General features: G+C 64.2%; 26 protein-coding genes. 20 read left to right on the forward strand and 6 right to left on the reverse strand.

What is annotated here, in order from left to right:
- Positions 1–4: 4 nt before the first annotated feature.
- On the reverse strand, positions 5–718 hold the full coding sequence (locus AC1DJB_RS22595) for a DNA alkylation repair protein (RefSeq protein WP_148667512.1): 714 nt from the start codon (positions 716–718) through the stop codon (positions 5–7).
- Between the two features lie 33 nt (positions 719–751).
- A complete protein-coding gene (locus AC1DJB_RS22600; protein WP_306960266.1) occupies positions 752–898 on the reverse strand; it encodes a hypothetical protein in 147 nt (48 codons plus the stop codon).
- Between the two features lie 132 nt (positions 899–1030).
- Here AC1DJB_RS22600 and AC1DJB_RS22605 point away from each other — a divergent pair, with 132 nt between their 5' ends.
- From AC1DJB_RS22605 to AC1DJB_RS22620, 4 genes are read left to right on the forward strand one after another with little or no spacing between them, the layout of a single operon-like run.
- The gene (locus tag AC1DJB_RS22605) at positions 1031–1834 is read left to right on the forward strand and encodes a hypothetical protein (protein ID WP_284991101.1); all 804 of its coding nucleotides are present in this window, start codon (positions 1031–1033) and stop codon (positions 1832–1834) included.
- Positions 1818–2567, forward strand: a complete 750-nt coding sequence (locus AC1DJB_RS22610; protein WP_441437954.1) for a LamB/YcsF family protein — start codon at positions 1818–1820, stop codon at positions 2565–2567. Before AC1DJB_RS22605 ends, AC1DJB_RS22610 begins: the two co-directional genes overlap by 17 nt.
- Positions 2551–3198 carry a 5-oxoprolinase subunit PxpB gene (gene pxpB / locus AC1DJB_RS22615; protein ID WP_306960270.1) on the forward strand — a complete coding sequence of 216 codons (648 nt, stop codon included), beginning with the start codon at positions 2551–2553 and terminating at the stop codon, positions 3196–3198. The genes AC1DJB_RS22610 and pxpB overlap by 17 nt, the downstream gene beginning before the upstream one ends.
- Positions 3198–4091 carry a 5-oxoprolinase subunit C family protein gene (locus tag AC1DJB_RS22620; RefSeq protein WP_306960273.1) on the forward strand — a complete coding sequence of 298 codons (894 nt, stop codon included), beginning with the start codon at positions 3198–3200 and terminating at the stop codon, positions 4089–4091. Before pxpB ends, AC1DJB_RS22620 begins: the two co-directional genes overlap by 1 nt.
- Before the next feature lie 22 nt (positions 4092–4113).
- On the opposite strand, the gene AC1DJB_RS22625 is transcribed toward AC1DJB_RS22620, so the two are convergent.
- Positions 4114–5319, reverse strand: a complete 1206-nt coding sequence (locus tag AC1DJB_RS22625) for a DUF445 domain-containing protein (protein ID WP_253257274.1) — start codon at positions 5317–5319, stop codon at positions 4114–4116.
- 206 nt (positions 5320–5525) lie between these two features.
- Between AC1DJB_RS22625 and AC1DJB_RS22630 the strand changes: the two genes are divergently transcribed.
- The gene (locus AC1DJB_RS22630) at positions 5526–6425 is read left to right on the forward strand and encodes a glycerophosphodiester phosphodiesterase (RefSeq protein WP_441437953.1); all 900 of its coding nucleotides are present in this window, start codon (positions 5526–5528) and stop codon (positions 6423–6425) included.
- Between the two features lie 69 nt (positions 6426–6494).
- Here the strand turns inward: AC1DJB_RS22630 and AC1DJB_RS22635 are convergent, their stop codons facing one another.
- Entirely contained in the window at positions 6495–7232 is a 738-nt protein-coding gene (locus AC1DJB_RS22635) for a fumarylacetoacetate hydrolase family protein (protein ID WP_059388434.1), read from the reverse strand.
- Positions 7233–7403: 171 nt separating this feature from the next.
- Between AC1DJB_RS22635 and AC1DJB_RS22640 the strand changes: the two genes are divergently transcribed.
- The 3 genes from AC1DJB_RS22640 to AC1DJB_RS22650 are packed head-to-tail and all read left to right on the forward strand — an operon-like array spanning position 7404 to position 8949.
- On the forward strand, positions 7404–7892 hold the full coding sequence (locus tag AC1DJB_RS22640) for a DoxX family protein (protein ID WP_059388435.1): 489 nt from the start codon (positions 7404–7406) through the stop codon (positions 7890–7892).
- On the forward strand, positions 7889–8641 hold the full coding sequence (locus tag AC1DJB_RS22645; protein ID WP_059388436.1) for an AzlC family ABC transporter permease: 753 nt from the start codon (positions 7889–7891) through the stop codon (positions 8639–8641). The genes AC1DJB_RS22640 and AC1DJB_RS22645 overlap by 4 nt, the downstream gene beginning before the upstream one ends.
- Positions 8638–8949, forward strand: coding sequence for an AzlD domain-containing protein (locus tag AC1DJB_RS22650; protein WP_441433363.1), 312 nt, complete (start codon positions 8638–8640; stop codon positions 8947–8949). Before AC1DJB_RS22645 ends, AC1DJB_RS22650 begins: the two co-directional genes overlap by 4 nt.
- Positions 8950–9003: 54 nt before the next feature.
- Here AC1DJB_RS22650 and AC1DJB_RS22655 read toward each other — a convergent pair whose 3' ends face one another.
- Positions 9004–9624: a TetR/AcrR family transcriptional regulator gene (locus AC1DJB_RS22655; protein ID WP_284991092.1), complete on the reverse strand. Its 621-nt coding sequence runs from the start codon at positions 9622–9624 to the stop codon at positions 9004–9006.
- A 70-nt stretch (positions 9625–9694) separates the two neighbouring features.
- Between AC1DJB_RS22655 and AC1DJB_RS22660 the strand changes: the two genes are divergently transcribed.
- From AC1DJB_RS22660 to AC1DJB_RS22680, 5 genes are all read left to right on the forward strand, one after another.
- Positions 9695–10018, forward strand: a complete 324-nt coding sequence (locus tag AC1DJB_RS22660) for a thiamine-binding protein (protein ID WP_284991091.1) — start codon at positions 9695–9697, stop codon at positions 10016–10018.
- Positions 10019–10204: 186 nt separating this feature from the next.
- On the forward strand, positions 10205–11380 hold the full coding sequence (locus AC1DJB_RS22665) for an ATP-binding protein (RefSeq protein ID WP_059388440.1): 1176 nt from the start codon (positions 10205–10207) through the stop codon (positions 11378–11380).
- Positions 11381–11437: 57 nt separating this feature from the next.
- On the forward strand, positions 11438–12121 hold the full coding sequence (locus AC1DJB_RS22670; protein WP_307052925.1) for an O-methyltransferase: 684 nt from the start codon (positions 11438–11440) through the stop codon (positions 12119–12121).
- Positions 12122–12136: 15 nt separating this feature from the next.
- Positions 12137–12640 carry a GNAT family N-acetyltransferase gene (locus AC1DJB_RS22675; protein WP_306960729.1) on the forward strand — a complete coding sequence of 168 codons (504 nt, stop codon included), beginning with the start codon at positions 12137–12139 and terminating at the stop codon, positions 12638–12640.
- A 91-nt stretch (positions 12641–12731) separates the two neighbouring features.
- Positions 12732–13622: a spermidine synthase gene (locus AC1DJB_RS22680; protein ID WP_441433362.1), complete on the forward strand. Its 891-nt coding sequence runs from the start codon at positions 12732–12734 to the stop codon at positions 13620–13622.
- Between the two features lie 85 nt (positions 13623–13707).
- Here AC1DJB_RS22680 and AC1DJB_RS22685 read toward each other — a convergent pair whose 3' ends face one another.
- The gene (locus AC1DJB_RS22685) at positions 13708–14604 is read right to left on the reverse strand and encodes a LysR family transcriptional regulator (protein ID WP_332602548.1); all 897 of its coding nucleotides are present in this window, start codon (positions 14602–14604) and stop codon (positions 13708–13710) included.
- 129 nt (positions 14605–14733) lie between these two features.
- On the opposite strand from AC1DJB_RS22685, the gene AC1DJB_RS22690 reads away from it, so the two are divergent.
- The 7 genes from AC1DJB_RS22690 to AC1DJB_RS22720 all read left to right on the forward strand — a co-directional run bounded on the left by AC1DJB_RS22690 (position 14734) and on the right by AC1DJB_RS22720 (position 22870).
- Positions 14734–16110, forward strand: coding sequence for an MFS transporter (locus AC1DJB_RS22690; RefSeq protein WP_332602547.1), 1377 nt, complete (start codon positions 14734–14736; stop codon positions 16108–16110).
- Positions 16107–16850 carry a 3-hydroxybutyrate dehydrogenase gene (locus AC1DJB_RS22695; protein ID WP_306960732.1) on the forward strand — a complete coding sequence of 248 codons (744 nt, stop codon included), beginning with the start codon at positions 16107–16109 and terminating at the stop codon, positions 16848–16850. The genes AC1DJB_RS22690 and AC1DJB_RS22695 overlap by 4 nt, the downstream gene beginning before the upstream one ends.
- A gap of 45 nt (positions 16851–16895) precedes the next feature.
- Positions 16896–18038, forward strand: a complete 1143-nt coding sequence (locus tag AC1DJB_RS22700) for a GGDEF domain-containing protein (protein WP_332602546.1) — start codon at positions 16896–16898, stop codon at positions 18036–18038.
- Positions 18039–18204: 166 nt separating this feature from the next.
- Positions 18205–19641 (forward strand): glycoside hydrolase family protein, encoded by a 1437-nt coding sequence (locus AC1DJB_RS22705; RefSeq protein WP_284991082.1) that lies wholly within the window; start codon positions 18205–18207, stop codon positions 19639–19641.
- A 46-nt stretch (positions 19642–19687) separates the two neighbouring features.
- Positions 19688–21022 carry an ABC transporter substrate-binding protein gene (locus AC1DJB_RS22710; protein WP_284991081.1) on the forward strand — a complete coding sequence of 445 codons (1335 nt, stop codon included), beginning with the start codon at positions 19688–19690 and terminating at the stop codon, positions 21020–21022.
- 46 nt (positions 21023–21068) lie between these two features.
- Positions 21069–21950 carry a carbohydrate ABC transporter permease gene (locus AC1DJB_RS22715; protein ID WP_059388447.1) on the forward strand — a complete coding sequence of 294 codons (882 nt, stop codon included), beginning with the start codon at positions 21069–21071 and terminating at the stop codon, positions 21948–21950.
- Positions 21947–22870 (forward strand): carbohydrate ABC transporter permease, encoded by a 924-nt coding sequence (locus tag AC1DJB_RS22720; protein ID WP_284991080.1) that lies wholly within the window; start codon positions 21947–21949, stop codon positions 22868–22870. Before AC1DJB_RS22715 ends, AC1DJB_RS22720 begins: the two co-directional genes overlap by 4 nt.
- The last annotated feature ends 86 nt before the right edge of the window (positions 22871–22956 follow it).

A 22956-nucleotide genomic window follows, 5' to 3' on the forward strand; every position in this document is an offset into this window, starting at 1 on the left:
TCCTTCATTGGGAAAGGTCGGTGCTGTGAACGCTGCGCCGCCGCGATTTCAGCCCGGTCTCCAACTTGGTCCGCACCTCGCGCTTCACCCGGGCGGCAAGCTCAGTCTCATGCATTTCCAGGAAGGTTCGGACTGCGCGGGGATCCCACGGCACCAAGGACCGCAACGCCCAGCTGACTGCCTTGACCACGGTGTCGTCGCGATCGTTGATCAAGATGCCGACGACGCCGAGCGTCCGCTGCGTATCTCCCGTTCCCCAGCGTGACCTCGTGTTGAGCACCGTTGTGGAGACAAGCGCTATGCGCCGCCACCAATGATCCGGGCTCCGCGCCCAGCCGTCGACGTCGGCGTCCGAGATGAGCCCTTCGCGCCACGCGGGTCCCACCAAAACGGTCGCAAAAGCATCAGCCTGCCCCCACGTAGTGATGCCTTCTCCCAAGTGTTCAAGCCGGGCCCGCGTCAGCTCAGCGAAAGCCGCCTGGTGGGCGTTGATGAACTCCCAGCCCTCCCAGTCAAAGCCCGCTTGGACGAGCCCTTCGGCGAGATTGAAGACGACGGCCGCGTCCATCGTGGCGATTTCCGCGGAAACCCTGCGGCGGACGGCGCGGAAGCTCGCGGCGTCGTGCTTCTCCAAAGCGCGCAATTCCTCAAGGACGCGCGCCAACAATTGCCCCGGTTGAGTATCCCCCGGAGAGACGAGCACCCCGTGCGAAGCCACTTTCGGCCCCCCGATTTCGCAGCCTCAACGCTACTATGCGGGGGCGTCGTCGGTATCCGGCCCTTCGGCAGGTTCCTGGCTGTGAAGGCCGGTATCGTGCGACACCCAACCCTCCGTTTCCCCTTCGGCAGGGGCGTCGCTGTGATGGCGGACTTCGTTCGGATCTGGTGCCTTGTTCATTCCGGATGCTTCCTGTCCTTCGTTGGACTGTTCCCGCGAACGCCTTAAAGTCTACGCCGGGGAGGGGGCGTGTGGCCTAGGCTAGGCAAGGAACTACCGAACGAATTCAACGGCTGAATGCAGAGGTGAAGAATGGCAAAGCGACCCAACCAGGCAGTAAAGATTGCGCAGGAAACGGCCCACAACGCCATGTTCGACGCCAGCGGCAATGCCAAACCCGGTGTCCACAACGTGCTGCTCCGGGCCGTCGAGGTCCAACGTCCCCTTGTCCTGGCCAACCTGCGCCGCCTGCAACGCAAACACCCGCAGGCCACAGCGGCGCAGCTGGCCGCCAAACTGGAGCGCGACTACCTCGCCGCAGTCACCGGCGGGGGAGCCGCCGTCGGGGCAACCGCCGTCGTGCCCGGCATCGGCACCGCGGCCTCGCTGGGCCTTTCCGCGCTTGCCACCATCGGGTTCCTGGAAGGAACCGCTCTGTACGCCGCTTCCTTGGCCGAACTCCACGGAATCCGCCTCACCGATCCGGACCGTGCGCGAACCATGGTCATGGCCATCATGCTCGGCGAGGAAGGCACGGCCCTGCTGGGTGCCCTGAGCGGACAATCGCTCGGCAGAGGCAAAGGAATCACCCAGGCCTGGGGCATGACCCTCACCAAGAAGCTGCCCGGCGGAGGATTCGGGGTCATTCGCGATGCCATCCAGCGCGCCTTCCTCAAGCGGCTCGTTAAGCGCCAAGGCGCGGCCTTCCTCGGCCGGGCCCTGCCTTTCGGCGTGGGGGCCGTGGTGGGCGGAGTCGGAAACCGCGTCATGGGGCGTGCCGTAGCGGCCTCGGCGAGGGAAGCATTCGGTCCCATGCCGGACTTCATTCCGGGCGAGCTGCTCCCAGCCGCCCGCCAGAACGCGCTGGAAGGCGGGAATAGTGGATCTCAACGCTGATTCGGGGGAGTCGTTCGGCTCCTGGACCATGGGGAACGACGCATCAATGTTCCGGATCGTCAGCAGCGCCAACGTCGCCTGCGGCTTCCACGCCGGGGACCCGGTGACCATGCTGGACAGCTGCCGTGCCGCCTTCGAGCTCGACGTCCGGGTGGGCGCCCACGTGGGCTACCGGGACCTGCACGGCTTCGGGCGCCGATCGATGGACATGTCCTTCGATGAGCTCTTCGGCGACGTCCTCTACCAGCTCGGTGCCCTCGACGGCATGGCCCACGCGGTGGGCGCCTCCGTGGACTACGTCAAACCCCACGGTGCCCTGTACAACAGGATCGTCAACGACGTCGAGCAGGCCGAAGCAGTAGTGGCTGCGATTCACGCCTACGATCCCGGGCTACCCGTCCTTGGCCTGCCGGGCTCGGCGCTGCTGCGCCTCGCCGAGGAATCCGGCCACCCGGTGTTCCGCGAGGCGTTCGTGGACCGCGGCTACATGCCGGACGGAACGTTGGTGCCGCGCTCGCAGGAAGGCGCGGTGGTGCACGACGCCGGCGCGGTAGTCGAGCGGGCTGTGCGCTTTGCGGTGCGGGGCGAGGTGCTGGCCGTGGACGGCACAGTGGTGCGGGTTCAGCCCGATTCGTTGTGCATCCATGGCGATACCCTGGATGCTGTCGAACTGGCGGCGGCGGTGCGCGCCGGCCTCGAGGAAGCTGGAGTGGAGATTGAATCCTTCGCTTGAGCGGGAGCTTTTGCCCTGCGGTGACAGCGCTTTCTTGGTGGAACTGCCCGAGCTGACCGCCGTCGTCGCATACTACCGCGGGCTGACCGGGGCCGGCGCTTCGTTTGGCAGTTCAATGCCGGAGGGGATCATCGACGTCGTGCCGGCCGCCCGCACTGTCCTGGTCACCTTCGATCCCGAAACGATCCGTCCTTCCGACGTCCGCGACTGGCTGGAGTCCGCAGAACCGGCATACGACGTCGCCAGCTCGGGCCGCGAAGTGACCATCGAGGTCTCCTACCGTGGCCCGGACCTTGCCGAAACGGCACAATTCCTCGGCATGAGCGAAGCCGAAGTGGTCAAGCTTCACACGAGCTCGGAGTGGACTGCCGCATTTTCCGGCTTTGCGCCCGGCTTCGTATACCTGGTCACCACGCATGAGCGGCTCCGCGTTCCGCGCCGGAACACCCCACGCACCGCCGTGCCGGCTGGCTCTGTTGGCCTCGCGGGCGAGTTCAGCGGCGTCTACCCGCGATCCTCTCCGGGCGGGTGGCAGCTGATTGGAACCACGACGGCGGCACTGTGGGACGCGTCCAAGGCCGAGCCCGCGCTGATCCGGCCGGGTGACCTGGTCCGATTCGTGGAGGCCTGATGGGGATAGTGGTGGTGAACCCCGGCCCCCTCACCTTGGTGGAAGACCTTGGCAGGCAGGGCTGGGCTTCCTTGGGGCTGAGCCCTTCCGGCGCGCTGGACCGGCAATCGCTTCGCCTTGCCAACCTGCTGGTGGGGAATCCCGCGGAGGCGGCAGGGCTGGAGATATTGCTGGGTGGGCTTCGCCTGCGGTTCGTCACGGCGTCGACGGTCGCGGTGGCGGGTGCCGAGGGAATCGTGAGACTCAACGGGGCCGAGATTCCGCTGAACCAAGCCGTCCGGGTTGCCCCGGGCGCCGTGCTGGACTTCGGTGCCCCTCTGTTCGGACTGCGATATTACCTGGCGGTACAGGGCGGCATCGACGCGCCAAAGCTCCTCGGTTCAAGCAGCACGGACATGCTCTCCGGTGAAGGCCCAGCGCCGTTGAAATCGGGTGAGCAGCTAGGAATCGGGCATGTTTCCGCGGGCAATGGCCTGGTTTCGGGTACGGGTTCGGGGACCGTTAACAATGCGCATGTCCTCCCTGCCATCCGCCGCGCTCCTGATCCGGGGCGCGCCATCACAGCCCGCGTGGATCGCGGCCCCCGGGCGGACTGGTTCGACCCCGACTCCTGGCGCCGCTTGGTCAGCCAGGAATGGACCCTGTCGCCCGATTCCAACAGGATCGGTGCCCGGCTGGTGGGCCGCCCGCTCACCCAGGCCCGGCTCGAGGAACTGCCCAGCGAAGGCATGGTGCTCGGCGCACTGCAAGTGCCGCCGTCGGGCCTTCCCACGGTATTCCTGGCAGATCATCCCGTGACGGGTGGCTACCCTGTGATTGCCGTGGTGCGTCGCACGGACCTGGACTTATTGGGCCAAGCCCGCCCCGGCCAGCGGATCCGTTTCCTCGGCTGAAGGTCCCCTCCACCGGACTGCGTCAGCCGAACACCAAGTGCGCTACCGTGAAGATCGCGAGCCCGGCCAGCGACCCCACTACGGTGCCGTTGATGCGGATGTATTGCAGGTCCTTACCTACCTGGAGCTCGATCTTTTGCGAGGTTTCCTCGGCATCCCAGCGCGCCACGGTGTCCGTGATGACCCCAGCGATATCGGAACGGTACGTTTTGACGAGGTACCCGGCAGCATCACCGATCCAGGCATTGACCTTGCCCGCCAGCTCGTCGTCGTTGACAAGCCGCGAACCGAAGTCCCGGACGGCGCTCTTGAAGCGCTGTGCCAATTCGCTGTCGGGATCGTCGACGGCGGTGAGCAGCGCGTCCTTGATAGTGCCCCACGTGCGGGAGGCAAGTTCGCGGACCTCGGGATCGCCGAGGACCTGGGTCTTGATTGCCTCCGCGCGGGCGATCATTGCGGGATCGTGCTGGAGATCCTGGGCAAGATCACCGAGGTATGTATCGATCGATTGGCGCACTTGATGGTCGGGATCCTGCTGCACCGCCCGGACGAACTTGGAGATTTCGTTGTAGACCCTGTCTCCCACGATGTCGTCCACGAAGGAAGGAACCCAGAGGGGCGAACGGTCGGACACGAGCCGGTTCACCGTGGAGTGGTTCGCTTCCACCCAATCAGCCGCCCGGTCAACCAGCAGATCGACGAGTTTGTGGTGGTGGCCGTCGGCAAAGATCCGTTCGGCCATCCGGCCTACGGGCGGTCCCCACGGCGGGGTGAGCAGGTGCTTGCGGACCATGCCCTCGATCACTGCTTGGACGTCGTCGTCGTTCAGCACGGTGAACGCCCCGCGGATCAGTGCCGAACCTTCCTTGGCGATGCGCTCCGGGCCACCCGGGGATGCGAGCCACGTGCCGGCTTTCCGGGCGATGTCGATGCTCGCGAGCTTCTCCTGGACCACCTGCTCGGACAGGAAGTTGGTCTCCACGAATTCCCCGAGCGAAGCGCCGATCTGGTCCTTGCGCCGCGGAATGATGGCGGTGTGCGGGATTTTCAGGCCCATGGGGTATTTGAACAGCGCAGTGACGGCGAACCAGTCGGCCAGCGCTCCCACCATGCCGCCCTCGGCAGCGGCCCGCACGTATTCCAGCCACGGATACTGCCTCTGCAGGGCGAAAGCGGCCGTGAAAACCACCGCCATCACAATCAGGAGCGCCAGCGCCACCGACTTCATCCGACGCAGGGCAGCCGCCTTTTCGGCGTCGCCATTCCGTTGCCCGACGCCGGACCCAACCGTGGAGCTGTTCCCGGCACCTGCGTTCCGGGTGGCCTCCGCCGTCAGGTCGCTATCGCTGTCCGTCACCGGGATTTGTTCAGAGTTCACCTGCATGTGCCCAGCGTAGCCCCGTCGCTGTCATGGACGTGGGCTACCGTGTCCCCATGACGAATGACGAGCCCGGTCGCCCAGACCAAAGCACGGAGCAAAATACGCGGCCCATGGTCTACGCCCACCGCGGAGCCAGTGCAGCATTTGCCGAGCACACGCGTGCCGCCTACCTGAAGGCAATCGCCGACGGCGCCGACGGCGTCGAGTGCGACGTCCACCTGACCCGGGACCAGCACGTTGTCCTGCTCCACGACGCAAACCTGGACCGCACCTCGGACGGCACCGGTCCCGTGGCCGAGAAGACGCTCCAAGAACTGCGGCAGCTGGATTTCTCTTCCTGGAAGGGCGCCCGGATCCCGGACCAGTACGGCGCAAAATCGGACCAGCTCCTGACGCTCCCGGAGTTGCTGGAGATCCTGCGTGGTGCCGGCAGGACCATCGGCCTGGCCATTGAACTCAAGCACCCCAGCCCGTACCAGCTCAAGCTTGAAGACCGCGTGCTGGAGCTTCTCGGCCGGGAAGGGTGGAACGCGGAGACCTCCATGCTGGACAACATCCAGGTTTCCTTCATGAGTTTCAGCCCGGATTCGGTCAAGCACCTGCTCCAGTTCGTTCCCGCGGAGCACATCTGCCAGCTCGTGGACGACGTCACGGTGGAGGAAGTCCGCGATGAACTGGGCCTGGGAGTCATCACCGGAGGAGCGGTGGCCAACGTGATGAAGGCGGCCCAGCAGGAAGGCGAACGGATCCTGGACGACTGCGAGGTTGGACTGGCCGGGCCGGGCATCGACTACGTCCGCAAGCACGCCCGCACCGTCCAGCGCTGGCTGGAATCGGGCCGCCGTTTCCGGGTGTGGACCGTTGACTCGGAGAACGATGTTGCCCTCTGCCAAGGCCTGGGCATCCACGAGATCACCACGAACAAGCCGGCGCAGGTCCTGGCCCAGCTTTAGGCACCACGCGCACCCAACTAGCTCGCAATTGTTGTCGTTTAGGGGCTCCAAAACGACAACAACTGCGAGTCAGATGACCGTGTTGCTGAGGGTTCCGATGCCGCCCAGTGTGATGTCCACCCGGTCGCCGGGCTGGACAGCCACGAAGGTGTTCGGAGCTCCCGTCATGATGATGTCGCCGGGCTCCAAGGTCAGCCATTCGGTGACATAGACGAGGCAATCCGTGATGGAGGATGGCAGGTTGAAGGACCCGGACCGGGCCTTGACCTCGCCGTTGACTACTACCTCGGTGCTGACGTTGTCCGGGTCCTCGATCCCGGTTTCGATCCACGGTCCGAGCGGCGTGTAGTTGGTGCCGGACTTGCCCTGGAAGAGCTTTTCGTCGACGTGGTTTTGATCCACGTTGGTGACGTCGTTGACCACGGTGTAGCCCAGGACGTGGCTCAAGGCGTTCTCGGCAGTGAGCTTTTCCGCCCGCTTTCCGATGACGGCGGCCAACTCGCCTTCCACGTTCACCGTGCCCGCGTTGCGCACGGCCACGATGCCGTCACCGGGTCCGGCGATGCTGTGGACGGACTTGTGCCAGGCCTGGATGGGCAGTACGTGGTTGTTGTTGCCCAGGTTGTGCCCGATTCCGAGCACCACGGAAGGCCGGACCGGGGCGAGGAGCTCGGCGTCGTCCGCGGAACTGGATTCTCCGGTGAAGGATAGGACCTCGGCAAAGGGATCCTCGATGTGGTCCCAGCGTCCATCGCGCAGGACAGCGTGCTGGGGGCCGGAAGGGGTCTTCAGTCGGGCGATGCGCATGGAACTCCTCGTTGAATTTCTTGTGGCGGTGGACTGTGGCGGTGGACTGTGTCAGGCACGGCCTAGAAAGAAACATACATCATACTGAACTGAGTCCAATACTCTGAACACATAACTCAGTCCGAACCCTTCCGGTTACCGCGCTGGGCAGGGCTGTGGTTGCATGAATACATGCCTTTTTCATGGTCCGCCCGGACAACACAGACAATCTCCGCGGCGGCCATGAGTGCACTGTTACTCGTCAGTGCCAGGAAGCACTTCCGGCAGCCGAAATTCTTCGCTCCCGTGGTCCCGGACTATCTCTGCCGCGAGGACTACGCAGTCGGGCACGCTGAAGCCGGCCAGGACAAGACCAAACCAACCGCACCGCACAACGGCGCCTTGGCGGTCATGTCCAGGGAGGAATGGATCGCGGTGAGTGGACTGCTTGAGGCGGTTGCCGCCGTCGGACTCCTCATTCCTGCCACGCGTAGGGCTGCAGCCCGCGGCACTACGCTGATGTTCACGGCGTTCCTGGCCGGCCACGTGGACGCGCTCCGCCGCGCCTACTCGCCTACAGGTTCGGTGTCCGCTCGGCGGATCCACACACTGCGGCTGCCCTTGCAGATCCCTCTGATCCTGTGGGCATGGAGCTTGGCCGGAGCGAAACGGGGCGCATGAAACTCCTCGAATCCCCGGCGGTGAAGGTGGGCCTCTCCATCAGCATTGCAACGGGTCTCTACGGCATCTCGTTCGGGGCATTGGCCTCGGCCTCGGGGTTCAGTTTCTGGCAGACCATGGCGTTCAGCCTGCTCATGTTCAGCGGCGGCTCGCAGTTCGCCTTCATCGGCGTCGTGGCTGGCGGAGGTTCCGGCATTGCGGCCATGACAGCGGCCGCGCTGCTGGGGTTGCGCAACGGCATCTACGGGATGCAGATGAACGCGCTGCTGCGTCCCAGCGGTTGGCTCAAGTACCCGCAAGCCCACATCACCATCGATGAATCCACGGCCACTGCCTCGGGACAAAGCGATTCCGACGAACAACGCCGCGGCTTCTGGACAGCCGGACTCGGCATTTTCGTGCTGTGGAACATCTTCACGGCTGTGGGCGCACTGGCCGGCGATGCCTTGGGCGACCCCAAGCAGTGGGGTCTCGACGGCGCCGCCGTGGCAGCGTTCCTCGGCCTTCTTTGGCCGCGGCTCAAGGGCCGTGAGCCGTGGGCGATCGCCGCTGCTGCTGCCCTGGCGACCATCATTGCGGTCCCGTTCGTTCCGGCTGGGGTGCCCATCCTCGTGGCCGCCGTGGTGGCCGGAGCCATCGGCTGGTTCAGCCACGGACGCAGCGACGAAGGGATGGAGCCCGACGTCGATCCCTACCCGCGCGGCCATTCCAGTGCTGACGCTTCCAGCCGCGAAAGGAACGCCGAATGAACCTCTGGGTTTGGATCCTCATTGCCTGCGGACTGGCGTACCTGACGAAACTTTCGGGCTATTTCGTGCCGGCGAAACTGCTGCAGAGTCCCCGGATGATGCGTGTGGCCGGCACCATGACCATCGGACTGCTGGCATCCCTGACCGTGGTCAACGCGGTGGCGTCCGGGCAGTCCCTGGCCTTCGACGCCCGGTTCGGCGCGCTGGCTGCGGGTGCCGTCGCACTGTGGCTCCGTGCCCCGTTCCTGGTAGTGGTCATCGTCGGGTCGGCAGCGGCCGCTGGGCTCCGGCTGCTCGGCTGGCGCTGAACCGCGACGCGCGGTTCCAACCATGCCGCGGCGCGCAACGTCGTCGTGCGCTGGTTACTGGAAATTCATCCCGGGGATGGGGGTCTGCTGCGGCAGCGGACGCGACGGGCGCTCGGTGCGGATGGCGTCCTCAAGGAGGGCAACAGGCCGTTCCCAAGCGCGGGACCCCGGCTCCATGGTGTCCACGGCGCCGATCAGCATGGCAACAAGGCGCACCATGTCCTCGATGGAAATGTCCCGGCGCAAAGAACCCTGGCCCTGGCCGCGGCTAAGAAGTTCAGCCATGGAATCGATCAAGCCGCCCGTGATGCCCACCAGGAGTCCACGGCGGCCGGCGACGGCGCCCAGCAGGTTGGCGTCTTCGCTGGCAACCTGCACTACGGCGTCGATCACGTTGATGAGCCCGACGGCGGCATCCATGCCCGCGAGGGACTCTTCCACGACCGGGTCGACATGAAGCCTGAGTTGCCGCGACAGGGCGGCCAGGACGAGTTGTTCCTTGTCAGCGAAGTTGCGGAACAGTGTAGCCGGGCCAACACCTGCGGTGGTGGCGATCGTCTGGAGTGGAACCTCCGGGCCCAGCTCGCGGAAGCACTGGCGCGCCGCCGTGATGATCTTGTCTACATTGCGCGCAGCATCAGCTCTAAGTGGCTTGCGTTCCAAGGGCCGGTCCATGCTGCTCACAGTAGCAACGGAGGGGCTCCAATCACTTTTGTGACATTCTTGCCCGTGAAAGACTGGATTCATGTTGCTTGCCTTTTCAGTCGCCCCGTCCGGCCAGCCCGCTGCTGGCGCCGCATCCGTTGATGGCTCGGTGCACGATGCCGTTGCCGAGGCCGTGAAGATCGTCCGCGAATCCGGGCTTCCCAACCAGACGGACTCGATGTTCACCACCATCGAGGGTGAGTGGGATGAAGTGTTCGACGTCGTCAAGCGCGCCACCGAGGCGGTGAGCAAGTACGGGAGCCGGGTGTCCCTGGTGATCAAGGCGGATATCCGGCCGGGATATGCGGGGGAGATTACGGGCAAGGTCGAGCGGCTCGAGAAGGCGATCGCCGGCGGGGAATAGGCCCTTCGGCGGCGCGCAGGTTCCACACTCGGACTCAGCCGGGAGTCTCTGATGCCTGCTTGTTGTTGATGGCAATCGCCTCCGATGACTATTGAAACGCCCTTGAGTCGGGAGCTTAAGCTAACAAAATGCGATGCGCGATAACAAGTATTGTTATAAGTTCGCATAAGTTCGTATACTCACTCCATGGATCCTTCATTGAACCCATTCGCGCCAGGCTCTGGCGTGCGACCCCCGGAACTCGTTGGACGCGACAGTGAGATTAGGGCATTCGATCTGCTGATCGCTCGGACGCGGTCCAACACAACTGGGGATCGCGGAATGGTCCTCTCGGGCCTGCGAGGGGTGGGTAAGACGGTCCTGTTGAATGTCTTCGCTGAGCACGCCCGGCAGAACGACTGGCTCGTAATCCAGCTCGAAGCCCAGCCAGGGGAAGCCGGTAAGGGTGCGACGCGCGCGAAGCTAGCACGCGAACTTGAAGTTGGTGCTCGGCGGCTTCGGGGCAAGCCCGCTTGGGCCTATCTAAAAGAGTCGATGGCTAGTATTGGCAACATCTCCGCCAGCCTCGGCGCTACAGGCGTTTCGGCCTCCGTGACCACGAATCAGGGCAGGGCCGATTCGGGGAATCTCGACATCGATATTGAAGAGCTGGTCGAAGATGTATCCCTGGCCATGCGCAAGGCCCGGGCTGGATTCGGCCTATTCATTGATGAAATGCAGGATCTGGACGAGGAACTACTGACAGTCCTTCTGTCGGTTCAGCATCTCGCCGGGCAGAGGGGATGGCCCTTCTACATCGTCGGTGCAGGTCTCCCCAACCTTCCAGGCAAGATATCAGAGGCCAGGACTTACGGAGAGAGATTGTTTCTCTACAAGACCATCGGCCAGCTCACCGAAGAAGCGGCCGCAGAAGCCCTCACCCTGCCGATCAGCAGGCTAGGCGCATCGACGGCACCCGAAGCATTGTCGATATTGTTGTCCGCGGCCAACGGATACCCCTACTTCCTCCAAATTTATGGGCGTTCCGCGTGGGACGAGGCGCCGGACAAGGTCATTACCGCCGAGGACGCCCAGGTGGCGGTCCGGTACGGAACAAGCGATCTTGACCATGGTTTTTTTGAGGCTCGATGGCAGCGTGCCACTCCTGCTGAACGGGTATACCTGAGGGCGATGGCTCTTGACGGTGAACAGCCTTCGTCCACGGGCGAAATTGCCGCGAGGCTGGGGAAATCTACGAACAAGCTCGCGGTCATTCGGCAGCGACTCATTACAAAGGGCGTGGTCTATGCGCCCGAATACGGATCGATTCAGTTCACGGTCCCGGGAATGGCTGGCTTCATTGAACGCCAGACGGAAGGCTGAGAGGGTCTCCGCTGCCGGTCCTTCCCTCCGGCCCGTGCCCGGTGCCAGACTGGGGCCATGTTTGAACACAAGGCCCAGCCCGGCTGGGTGGCCGTGGAGGAATACTTGTCCAACGCCGTCGTTCGCCCGAACGCCGCGCTCAAGCATGCGGTGCAGTCCGCCCTCGACGCCGGGATGCCGCCTATCGAGGTGGCGCCCAACGCCGGCAAGCTGCTCAAGATGCTGGTGCAGTTGTCCGGGGCGCGGCGCGTGCTGGAAATCGGCACCTTGGCTGGCTTCAGCGCGATCTGGATGGCCCAGGGGCTGCCCGACGACGGCCGCCTGGTCACGTGCGAATACCTCCCGAAACACGCCGAAATCGCCCGGGCGAACGTTGACATGGCAGGGATCGGCCACAAAGTAGACATCCGGATCGGCCCGGCTCTGGAGACCCTTGCGGCGCTGGCCGAAGATCCCACGCGGGACGGTCCATTCGACTTTGTCTTCATCGATGCCGACAAGGAGAACGATTCCAACTACCTGGACTGGGCCATCCGGCTCGGGCGGCCGGGGACGGTGATCGTGATGGACAACGTCATCTGGGAGGGTGCCATCCTGGATCCTTCCATGGACGAGGTGAACGCTCCGGGCATCGTGGGGGCTTTGGAGATGATGGGCAAGGATCCGCGCCTCGACGCAACGGCCATCCAAACGGTTGGATCCAAGGGATGGGACGGCTTCGCGATAGCCCGCGTGGTGTGACGCTAGGCTGAGCGAATGGAATTTACCCTCCGCCCGGCAACCGTGGACGACGCCGAGCCCCTGACCCGCATGCATGTGGCTGCCTGGCGGGAAAGCTACGGGCACCTCTTGCCCGAGGAGTTCTTCGCCTTCCGTGAGGCCACCATCAACACGCGGATCGAGAGGCAGCGGGAAGCCTTGGAGGGCTCATACAAACCGATGCTCGCCCACGACGCCGGCGGCGCCTTGGTGGGCATCGCCTTCGCCCGCGAGGCCCCGGAGGAGGACCGGCCGTGCGAGCTGCAACTGCAGGTGATCTACACCCTGCGTCGCGTGCACGGTTTGGGCGTGGGGCAAGCATTGGTCGACGCCGTGATCGGCAATTCTGCCGCCTTTCTTTGGGTGCTCGAAGACAACCCGCGGGCCCAGGCTTTCTACCGCAAGAACGGCTTCCGGCCTGACGGAACACGCCAGCTCTTGCCGCCCGAATGGCACGAACTGCCGGAGATCCGGATGGTGCGTGCCGCCGTCGGGGGCTGACCGCAAGGCTGCGGCGCACCGCCGTCGAGGGCTGACCGCAAGGCTGCGGCGTCAACTAGGGTTGAAGCATGACCGGAAGAGGGCGGCAGTAGTGGCGAAGCGTGGCAAGGGCAGGGGAGCCGGGCAAGCTGCCGGGGTCATCGAGGTGCCCGCGGGCACCAAGCCGAACGGTCCCGTGGAGGGCGTCTACTACATCGACACCGGCGACTGCGAACTGGTTGCCGACCCGGACAACTCCAACGGCTGGCTCCTGAAGATCAACGGTGTCATGAGCTCGCATATCGATGTTGCAGAGCCGCTGTTCCTGGACTTCGAGTACATGCGCTGGATAGCCGCGCTGGTTGAATCCAAATGGCCGCCCGCATCCAAGCCGAAGTTGCGGGCCTTGCATCTTGGCGGCGGAGCATGTTCCCTCGCCCGGTACTTCCACGCCGCCTACCCGGACGCGCGCCAAGTGGTGGTGGAACTCGACGGCAAGCTGGCCGACTACGTGCGCGGCTGGTTCGACCTCCCGAAGGCCCCGCTGCTTCGAATCCGGGTGGGCGAAGCCAGGGAAGTCACGGAAAGCCTCACGCCTGACACCCGGGACCTCATCATCCGGGACGTCTTTGCCGGTGCCCTCACCCCGAGGGCGCTCACCACCCGCGAATTCAACGACCACGCGTCGAGGGTGCTGGCGCCGGGCGGGCTCTACGTGGTGAATTCCGGAGATGCGCCCGACCTCAAAAACGCCCGCGAGGACGCCGCCACCATCGCAGACACCTTCGCGCACACCATGATCATCGCCGATCCCGCGATGCTCAAGGGCCGGCGGTACGGGAACATGATCATGGCCGGCAGCCACGAGCCTTTCGGCGACGATCCGCAACTGGCCCGGAAGCTCCTCGGCGGGGCGGTTCCCGCACATATCTGGAACGACGCGAAAGTCCGGGCATTCGCCGTCGGCGCGCAGATCCGGCACGACCCGCGGCCAGCCGCCTGACCGTCACTCACCGAAGGGCTCAGATGTGAGCGAGCGTCCGCCGGGGAAGGCTTATATGTGAGCGAGCGTCGGCCGGGGAGGGACTTTAGCGGCGCGCCAGAAGCAGCTCGCGGTGGGCGGCCGTCTCCTCTTGGAGGGCGTGCACGACGGCGGCGACGGCGGGGCGACGCATCGAGTCAGGCCGCAGAACCATCCAGTAGGGGAGCAGCTCGGCGAAATGCGCGGGCAGCAGCCGCACCAGGTCCGGGTGCCGGTCCGCCATGAAGCACGGCAGGAAGCCGATGCCGGCCCCGGCACGCGTGGCCTCCACGTGGACGAAGACGTTGGTGGAGCTCAAGCCGTCGCGCATGGACGGGACCAGCCGGCGAGGGGCATCGAGATCGTCCACTTGCAGCATGGAGTCCACGAAATAGACCAGCTGATGCCGCGTCAGCTCCTCCACGGTTCCGGGTACGCCGTGAAAAGCCAAGTACTCGCGCGAGGCATACATTCCCAGCATGTACTCACCCAGCAGCACAGCCTCGGCCCGGTGCACCTGCGGTTCGCCCACCACCACTTCCACGTCCAGGCCGGAACGCTGCTGGAGCGCCCGGCGGGTCACGGTGATGATCTCCACGGTGAGGCCGGGATGCGATCGGCGCAATCGCGCCACAGCGGGTGCCGCGATGTAGGCGCTGAAACCGTCAGTTGCGGTCATGCGCACGACGCCGGCAATGGGGTCCGGCGCACGGTCCTCCGGTCCCAGCGTGCCCACCGCCGCTTCGATCCGCTCTGCAACGCCCACGGCCTCGGCTCCGAGCTCCGTGATTTCCCAGCCGCCGGCCGCCCGCGCGAGGACCCGGCCGCCGAGCGCCTTTTCGAGCGCGGCGATCCTGCGGGAAACGGTGGTGTGGTTCAGTCCCAAGGCTTGGGCCGCCGTCGTGAACTTACCTGAGCGCGATACTGCGAGCAGGACGAGGAGGTCATCGGGATTCGGATTCATATCTGCAATTCTGCACACACTTGGTGCCATTTTGGCCATTGAAGCAGCACTGATGTGCGGCAATACTCATTGGAGCATTTCGTGTTGTGGATCACAACGCGTGTCAGTGTGGACACTAAGGAGATGGACATGAGCGTAGGACAACGCTCCGCAGCAGGGGCCGCCACCGGCAAAGGCGCAGGCCTCAAGAAGATCGTCGCCGCCTCGATGGTGGGCACCGTGGTGGAATGGTACGAATTCTTCCTCTACGCCACGGCCGCAACGCTGGTTTTCGGCAAGTACTTCTTCCCGCCCACGGGCAACGACCTCGACGGCATCATCCAGGCGTTCCTGACCTACGCGGTGGGCTTCGTGGCCCGGCCCCTGGGCGGCATCGTCTTCGGCCAGATCGGCGACAAGCTCGGCCGCAAACCCACGCTGCAGCTCACCATCGTGATTGTCGGCGTGTCCACCTTCCTCATGGGCTGCCTCCCCGGCTTCGCCGACCTCGGTTTCTGGGCGCCGGCCATGCTCGTGGCACTCCGCTTCATCCAAGGCTTCGCGCTGGGCGGCGAATGGGGCGGCGCGGTGCTGCTGGTGGCAGAACACAGCCCCAAGGAATCCCGCGGATTCTGGTCAAGCTGGCCGCAGGCCGCGGTTCCCGTCGGGAACCTCCTCGCCACGCTGGTCCTCTTCATCATGTCCACCACCCTGAGCAGCGCAGCCTTCCTCGGCTGGGGATGGCGCGTGGCCTTCTGGCTCTCCGCAGTGATCGTCTTCGTGGGCTACTACATCCGCACCCACGTGACCGAGGCCCCGATCTTCCTCGAAGCGAAGGCCCAGGTGGAGAAGGAACAAGCCATCAGCTACGGCGTCGGCGAAGTCATCCGTAAGTACCCCAAGGGCATCCTGCAGGCCATGGGACTGAGGCTCGCCGAGAACATCATGTATTACCTCGTGGTGAGCTTCTCCATCGTGTACCTCAAGAGCGTGGACAAGTACGACACCTCGTCCTTGCTGCTCGCCCTCCTGATCGCGCACGTTGTCCACTTCGTGGTCATCCCGCAGATCGGCCGGTTGGCAGACGCGTGGGGCCGCAAGCCGGTTTACCTGATCGGTGCCATCAGCGGTGCCACCTGGCCGTTCTTCGCCTTCCCCATGTTCGACACCAAGAATCCCGCGGTGATCGTTGCCGCCGTGACCATCGGCCTCTGCCTGCACGCCTTCATGTACGCAGGGCAGCCGGCCATCATGACCGAGCTCTTCCCCACCCGCATGCGCTACTCAGGAGTCTCCCTTGGCTCGCAGGTCACCTCGATCTTCGCCGGTTCGCTGGCCCCGCTGCTGGCGACCCAGTGGCTCAAGGACACCGGATCCTGGATGCCCACGGCAATCTACCTGGTGATCTCCTGCGCGATTACCGCCGTCGTCGTCTTGACGCTCAAAGAGACCCGCGGTGTGGCGCTGGAAGACGTTGACAATGCCGATGCCGTTCGTCACGGCCTCCCCATGGGTGCCCGCGCATGAGCCTCGAGGGCCGCAAGGCCCTGGTGACCGGCGGGGCGGGGGGCATCGGAGCGGCATGTGCCACGGCCCTCGCCGCGCGCGGCGCGAAGGTTGTAGTGGCCGACGTCGATGCCGCCGGAGCCGCGGCCCTCGCCGACAAGCTGGGCGGCACTGCCTGGGGCGTCGACTTGCTCGACACGGAGGCGCTCGCCGGACTCAGCCTGGATTGCGACATCCTCGTGAACAATGCCGGGATCCAGAAGGTCGCTCCCATCGAGGAGTTCGAACCGGCGGACTTCCGCCGCATCCTGACCCTCATGCTCGAGGCCCCTTTCCTGCTTATCCGGGCTGCACTCCCGCACATGTACGCCAACGGATTCGGCCGGATCATCAACATCTCCTCGGTCCACGGGCTGCGGGCCTCGGCGTTCAAGAGCGCCTATGTCTCGGCCAAGCACGGGCTCGAGGGGCTGAGCAAAGTGACGGCCCTCGAGGGCGGCCAGCACGGCGTCACCTCCAACTGCATCAATCCGGGATACGTGCGTACGCCCCTCGTCGAAAGGCAGATCGCGGACCAGGCACTGCTGCACGGCATCCCCGAATCGGAAGTCCTGGCGAAGGTCATGCTGACGGAGTCCGCCGTGAAGCGCCTCGTAGAGCCCGAGGAAGTCGCGTCGCTGGCAGCGTGGATAGCATCCGACGACGCCGGCATGGTCACCGGGGCAAGCTACACGATGGACGGGGGTTGGTCCGCCCGCTAACCCGCCCCTCGATGTCGTAGGCTGGTGCGCACGACGGGAGCAAATATGGGTCTCGATCCGGCCAGCCTGAAGATAGCTCTGGGCATTGTCGCGTCTACGCTCTGCCTGCTGTTTTTCGGATCGTTCCGCCGGACCCGCTCCGCGTACAGCGGCTGGTGGTGCCTTGCCCTCGTTTTCCTGCTCTCGGGGAATATGGCGTACCTGCTCGCCGGGACTCCCCAGCAAATCTGGGCGGGGCCACTCGGCAACGCTTTGCTGGTGGCCGGGGCGTTCAGCGTGTGGGCCGGCTCGCGTTCCCTTCGCTTGCTTCCAACGCCGCGATGGCAGCTTCTCGCCGGACCCGTTGCCACGGCGGTGGCCGCCTCGCTGGAGAACCCGGCCACCAACGCATGGTCCGGCGGACTGGTGTATTTGGCCATGATGTCCTTGGGCATGGGTCTGGCAACGGTTGAACTCTGGCGGTTGAAGCCCAGCGTTTCACAGGCCCACCGCTCCTTGGCGCTCGCCGCAGGAGTATTGGCGTCGTTCTTCCTCTGCCGTGGAATCGCCTATGTCCTGGAAGGTCCCGACGGCCCGGACTTCGGCACCTATCTCAGCTCGGCAACCACCAGTGTGGTCACTATCGTGCTTCTGGTCACCGTGTCCTTCAGCATGACTGCGCTGAGCAACGAGCAGCTCATCAACGGGCTCAACGAACGCGCCACCCGGGACGGCCTGACGGGGCTCCTCAACCGCACCGCCTTCATGGAGCTGGCCACCCAGGAAATCAACAGGCTGCACTCTGCGGGGTCGATCTCCACCCTGATCCTCGCCGACCTCGATCATTTCAAGGCCCTCAATGACAGCCATGGCCACGCCGCGGGCGACACTGCCATCCAGGCCTTCGCCGCCGCGTGCCAGGCTTCGGTCCGCCACACAGACCTCGTCGGAAGGTATGGCGGAGAGGAATTCACCATTCTGCTTCCAGGGGCCGACCTGGAGAGCGCGGAAATCATTGCCAACGAAATCAGCCGCCGTCTGGCCGCGGCAGAACCACCGGACGGCGTCACCTTCCCGACGGTGAGCTATGGCATTGCTCCCAGCACCCTCGCCAACGCCGAGGTGGACCATATGATCGTGGCCGCCGACAAAGCGCTCTACCAGGCCAAGTCCCTCGGACGGAACCGCGCGGTCTGCGCAACTTCCTGACTGCGCACCGCACCGCCGTCGTGCGCTGACTAACGTCGCGCTGAGCCGATCCTGCACCGCTGGGATCGGTCCGCTAAACCAATCTGCTTAAACGCTTGATCAAAAGTGTGATCTCGGTTACGCTTGCAGTGATCAAACGCTTTAGCAGAAATGGACATCAACGCCGATGACTTACTCAGTCTTCTTCCAACCCACCGATGGATGGGTCGGAGACGTGATCCCGTTCCAGAAAGACGGGGAGTTTTGGCTTTTCTATCTGCACGAGGTGCGGAACGACCCGAAGCCGGGAACGTCCTGGAATCTCGTGACCACCAAGGACCTCACGCGATTCGAGGACCATGGAGTGTCGCTGCACCATGGCGGAGAGGGCGAAGCGGACTTCAACGCCTACACGGGCAGTGTTGTGTGCGACGAGTCCGGGATGCACCACCTGTTCTATACCGGACAGAATCCCCGGCACCTCGGCTCCGACGGGGCGCCGCTGCAACTCGTCATGCACGCCACGAGCACGGACGGAATGCTGACGTGGATCAAGCATCCGGAACTGACGTTCGGCGCCCCGGCCGGCTATGAATCCGGCGACTGGCGCGATCCCTTCGTTTTCAAGGACGAGGCCAGCGGCCTGTGGCGGATGCTGCTGGCCGCGCGGCACGCGGACGGCCCGGACCGCCGTCGCGGGCTGATCGCCCAATGCGTTTCCCCGGACCTGATGGATTGGGAGCATACCGAGCCGTTCTGGGATCCCCGCCGGTACATCACGCACGAATGCCCGGACGTTTTCGCCTGGGGCGACTGGTGGTACCTGGTCTATTCGGAATTCTCCGAGTCCTTCACCACCCGCTACCGCATGGCGAAAAGTCCCGATGGGCCTTGGACCGTGCCGCCGCGGGACAGCGTTGACGGCCGCGCCTTCTATGCCTCGAAGACGGCCGAGCGGGACGGTCGCCGGTTCTTCTTCGGCTGGGTCGCCGGCAAGGAGGGCAACCACGACGACGGCGCCTGGCAGTGGGCGGGCACGATGTCCGTCCTCGAGGCCCGCCAGAACGACGACGGCACCCTCGCTTTTTCCCTCGCCGACGAACTCGTCGAGAGCTTCTGGGACGACATCCCGGTATCCCTGGGGGATGACTTTCCGCTGGTACTGCATGCTCCAGACGGGTACACCGCCATGGTGTCCGATGAGGTCCTCCCTCGCCAGTTCTACGCCCGGGCGGTTTTGCAGATCGAAGCCGATACCAGCGAATGCGGCCTGCTGCTCCGCTCAAGCGCGGACGGAGACGAGTCCTACATCATCCGCCTGGAACCGAAGCGCGGCCGCATGGTGTTCGACCGATGGCCCCGCGAAATCAGCGGCGACGCGCAATGGCACGTCTCGGGGGATGTCCCCTTCGAGATCGAGCTGGAACGCCCCTGCGAGCTGGCCTCCGGAGAGCACACCCTCGAACTTGTCGTCGACGGGGACCTCTGCGTCGCCGTCGTCGACCGGCAGGTCGCCCTCAGTACCCGGATCTACGGGCTACCGGACGGCCGCATCGGCGTATTCGCCGGTGAAGGCACCGCAACTCTCACCGATCTTGAGATACGTAAGCGCACAGACAACTAAATACCCAGCGCCAGACCTCCGTTCAAATCAAAGGAGATTTTCCCCCATGAAGAAACTCTTAAGAACGGCCGCCGTAGCAGCGGCCGCAGCCCTCGCCCTCTCCGCCTGCGGCGGTGGAGGCGCCGGCAGCGCCTCCAACGTCAACCCCACCGGGGACATCAAACCGCGGCAAATCTCGTGGCTGCTGTCCCGGCCGGCAGACGGTGCAGTCATCAACGTCATGAAAAAGGTGGCCGACGAGTACGCCCAGACCCATCCCGGCTTTTCCCTCAACCTGATCACCACCCCTGACCGACCCTCCTACATCCAGAAGTACGAAACCCTCGCTGCCGCGAACAAGCTCCCGGAGCTGTTCGACACGGACGCCACGCCCTTCGCCCAGCAACTCGCCAAGCAGGGCAAGATGGTGGATGCCGAGAAGCTGCTCAAGGACCTCGGTGTCTACGACAGCTACCGGACGAACGCACTGAATTACCAACGCTTCGACGACGGATCCCTCTACATGGTCCCGTTCCAGTTCGAGCTCGAGTACTTTTGGTACAACAAGGCTCTCTTCCAGCAGGCTGGAGTATCAGTGCCGAAGTCACTCGACGACATCCCCGCGATGTGCACGGCCCTGCGCAAGGCCGGGATCACGCCCCTTGCCCTTGACGGCCAGGACCAGTGGCCCCTTGAGCGCTACGTCTCCTACCAGCCCTTCCGCGACGCCGGACCCGACTTCGTGCAGAAGCTCAAGAAGGGTGACGCGAAGTTCAGCGACGCCACCGGCCAGAAGACAGTCAACTGGATAAGCCAGCTCGGAGGGGCCGGTTGCTTCCAGGACGGCTTCTCCTCGCAGGGTTACTCCGACGCCCAGAATCTCTTCACCTCCGGCAAGGCCGCCATGTACAACATCGGTACCTGGGAACTGCCCAGCCTCGCGACCGACAAGCTGAACCCGGCGGTGCGTAACGACGTCGACTACTTCACGCTTCCGGCCACGCCGAGTTCCGCGACGGCCGCCAACGAGTACGTGGCAACCTCAGGTATCGGCATGGCGGTCAACTCGAAGACCTTCGACCCGCTCGTGAGCGACTTCCTGAAGTTCGCCCTCGCCAAGTACCCCTCGGAATACGCGGCCACGGGCGCCCTCTCGCCGACGACGAATGTCCAAACGACGATTCCAGCCAACGCCACGCCGCTGTACAAGAAGGCGATCGACCAGGCGAAGGATCTCGGATCGAAGCTCGCGATGCCTTGGGACACGCAGCTTGATCCGACCACCAACAGCAGGCTGCAGCAAGAGCTCGTGCTCTTGGCCCAGGGCAACGTCAAGCCTGCGGAGTTCACCAGCACGATGGATAGCACCATCGCACAGAACGCTCCCAAGTTCTTCAAATAACACGCAGCGGTGGGGGGCCCAGGCCCCCCACCCGAAAGGCCCTCCCATGCTTCCCAATCGATCACGACTCTCGGTCTTGGTCTTCCTGCTCCCGCCGCTGCTTCTCTACGGCGTTGCAGTGCTGTTCCCGATCCTGCAATCGCTATTCCTCAGCTTCTTCTCCTGGAACGGCATCAGTGACATGGAGTTCGTGGGCTTCGCGAACTACGTGCACATGCTCACCGGTGACGGCGTGTTTTGGCGTTCCTTCTTCAACGCCCTCGGCTACCTCGCCATCTGCCTCGTCCTCCAATTGGGCGGCGCGTTGTTCGTCGCCAGCCTCCTGACCTCGCTGCGAAGAGGCCGCGAGCTCGTCAAAACCCTGTATCTCCTGCCTGCGGTGATCTCGACGGTGGCCATCGCCTTCCTTTTCGTACGGATCTACTCGATCGATCCGGTGGGTCTCCTCAACCAAGTCCTCGGCTGGATCGGCCTCGGCAGCCTCGAGCGCCCTTGGCTTTCCGACGTCAATACTGTCCTCGCGGCAGTTTCGGCACCCGAAGGCTGGCGGTTCACGGGACTCTACATGCTCATCATCTACGCGGCGCTGCTCGCCGTCCCGCAGGAACTTGAAGAAGCGGCACGCCTGGACGGCGCCAACAGATGGCAGCTGTTCACCAAGATCAGGTTCCCCCACATCAGGCCGGTGTGGATCACCACCACCATCATGGCCACAACCTACGGCCTGCGCGGATTCGATATCCCGTACCTCATGACCAACGGCGGTCCCGGCCAGTCCTCCGAGCTCCTGACGACGTACATGTACAAAACCGCATTCACCAGCACCGACTTCGGCTACGCCAGCACCATCTCGGTCTTCATCGTGGTGGAGTGCCTCGTCGCGGTCGGATTCATCTTGCTCATGCTCAAACGAAAGGCTGACGCATGACCGCGCAAACAGCCCCGGTTAACCGGCCGATCCCTGCTCCACCAAACAACCCGGCCCCGCCAAGCCCGCCGGCGCCCCGACGTCGGCGGCGTAAACCAAACGTCTTCCGAAGCTTGTCGAGGGTGCTGATCGTCCTCATCGTCGTGGTGCAGGTCTACCCCCTCGCCTGGCTGTTCCTCACGAGCCTGCGCAATGAGCACGACTTCGCGACCGGTGATCCTTTTGCGCTGCCGAGCTCGATCAGCTTCGACAACTACGTCCGTGCGTTCCAGACCGGCAACCTCGGCCAGAACATCCTGAACAGTTTCATCGTCACGATGGGCGCTAACCTCCTGATCGTCCTTCTCGGGATGATGGCAGCCTATGCCTTGCAGGTCCTCGGATTCCGGTTCAGCAAATTCGTCCGGGGCCTCTTCCTGATCGGCATCATCGTGCCGGTGCAGATCGCGCTTGTGCCGCTGTTCATCGACTACTCGTCCGTGAACCTGCTGGACACCTACCAATCGATGATCATCCCCCTGGCGGGGTTCGCCCTTCCCATGTCGATCTACCTCTTTTCGTCGTTCTTTGAGTACATTCCCCGCGAGACCTACGAGGCAGCCTCGTTGGACGGCGCCGGCCCGTACCGGATCTTCGGGCTGATCACCCTTCCGCTCTCGACCAACACGGTAGTGACGGTGGTCCTGGTGAACAGCATCTTCATCTGGAACGACTTCATCTTCGCGAACACGTTCGTGCTTTCCGAAGGGCTCAAGACCATCCCACTGGGGCTGCAGAACTACATCGGAGCAATGGGCAAGGTCGACTGGACCGCGACATTCGCCGCTGTCTGCATCACCATCACTCCTTTGCTGCTCGTGTTCCTCGTCCTCAACAAGGCGATGATCCAGGGCCTCGAGAGCGGGGCGACGAAGGGGTGAGAAAGCCGCCACTGGATAGACTGTGGGAGGAGGGCCAATGACGTCTGAAAAAAGCTTGAAAGAACCCGAGGTGAACCCCTCGCATC

This window comes from Arthrobacter sp. 01T428 (assembly GCF_056398685.1).

Coding starts and splice junctions, on each gene's coding strand:
- AC1DJB_RS22715 (WP_059388447.1), top strand. CDS start 21,069: ATGCTTCCCAATCGATCACGACTCTCGGTCTTGGTCTTCCTGCTCCCG.
- AC1DJB_RS22705 (WP_284991082.1), top strand. CDS start 18,205: ATGACTTACTCAGTCTTCTTCCAACCCACCGATGGATGGGTCGGAGAC.
- AC1DJB_RS22665 (WP_059388440.1), top strand. CDS start 10,205: ATGGATCCTTCATTGAACCCATTCGCGCCAGGCTCTGGCGTGCGACCC.
- AC1DJB_RS22660 (WP_284991091.1), top strand. CDS start 9,695: ATGTTGCTTGCCTTTTCAGTCGCCCCGTCCGGCCAGCCCGCTGCTGGC.
- AC1DJB_RS22700 (WP_332602546.1), top strand. CDS start 16,896: ATGGGTCTCGATCCGGCCAGCCTGAAGATAGCTCTGGGCATTGTCGCG.
- AC1DJB_RS22710 (WP_284991081.1), top strand. CDS start 19,688: ATGAAGAAACTCTTAAGAACGGCCGCCGTAGCAGCGGCCGCAGCCCTC.
- AC1DJB_RS22670 (WP_307052925.1), top strand. CDS start 11,438: ATGTTTGAACACAAGGCCCAGCCCGGCTGGGTGGCCGTGGAGGAATAC.
- AC1DJB_RS22645 (WP_059388436.1), top strand. CDS start 7,889: ATGAAACTCCTCGAATCCCCGGCGGTGAAGGTGGGCCTCTCCATCAGC.
- AC1DJB_RS22720 (WP_284991080.1), top strand. CDS start 21,947: ATGACCGCGCAAACAGCCCCGGTTAACCGGCCGATCCCTGCTCCACCA.
- AC1DJB_RS22655 (WP_284991092.1), bottom strand. CDS start 9,624: ATGGACCGGCCCTTGGAACGCAAGCCACTTAGAGCTGATGCTGCGCGC.
- AC1DJB_RS22620 (WP_306960273.1), top strand. CDS start 3,198: ATGGGGATAGTGGTGGTGAACCCCGGCCCCCTCACCTTGGTGGAAGAC.
- AC1DJB_RS22695 (WP_306960732.1), top strand. CDS start 16,107: ATGAGCCTCGAGGGCCGCAAGGCCCTGGTGACCGGCGGGGCGGGGGGC.
- AC1DJB_RS22625 (WP_253257274.1), bottom strand. CDS start 5,319: ATGAAGTCGGTGGCGCTGGCGCTCCTGATTGTGATGGCGGTGGTTTTC.
- AC1DJB_RS22605 (WP_284991101.1), top strand. CDS start 1,031: ATGGCAAAGCGACCCAACCAGGCAGTAAAGATTGCGCAGGAAACGGCC.
- AC1DJB_RS22650 (WP_441433363.1), top strand. CDS start 8,638: ATGAACCTCTGGGTTTGGATCCTCATTGCCTGCGGACTGGCGTACCTG.
- AC1DJB_RS22635 (WP_059388434.1), bottom strand. CDS start 7,232: ATGCGCATCGCCCGACTGAAGACCCCTTCCGGCCCCCAGCACGCTGTC.
- AC1DJB_RS22685 (WP_332602548.1), bottom strand. CDS start 14,604: ATGAATCCGAATCCCGATGACCTCCTCGTCCTGCTCGCAGTATCGCGC.
- AC1DJB_RS22640 (WP_059388435.1), top strand. CDS start 7,404: ATGCCTTTTTCATGGTCCGCCCGGACAACACAGACAATCTCCGCGGCG.
- AC1DJB_RS22690 (WP_332602547.1), top strand. CDS start 14,734: ATGAGCGTAGGACAACGCTCCGCAGCAGGGGCCGCCACCGGCAAAGGC.
- AC1DJB_RS22630 (WP_441437953.1), top strand. CDS start 5,526: ATGACGAATGACGAGCCCGGTCGCCCAGACCAAAGCACGGAGCAAAAT.
- AC1DJB_RS22675 (WP_306960729.1), top strand. CDS start 12,137: ATGGAATTTACCCTCCGCCCGGCAACCGTGGACGACGCCGAGCCCCTG.
- AC1DJB_RS22600 (WP_306960266.1), bottom strand. CDS start 898: ATGAACAAGGCACCAGATCCGAACGAAGTCCGCCATCACAGCGACGCC.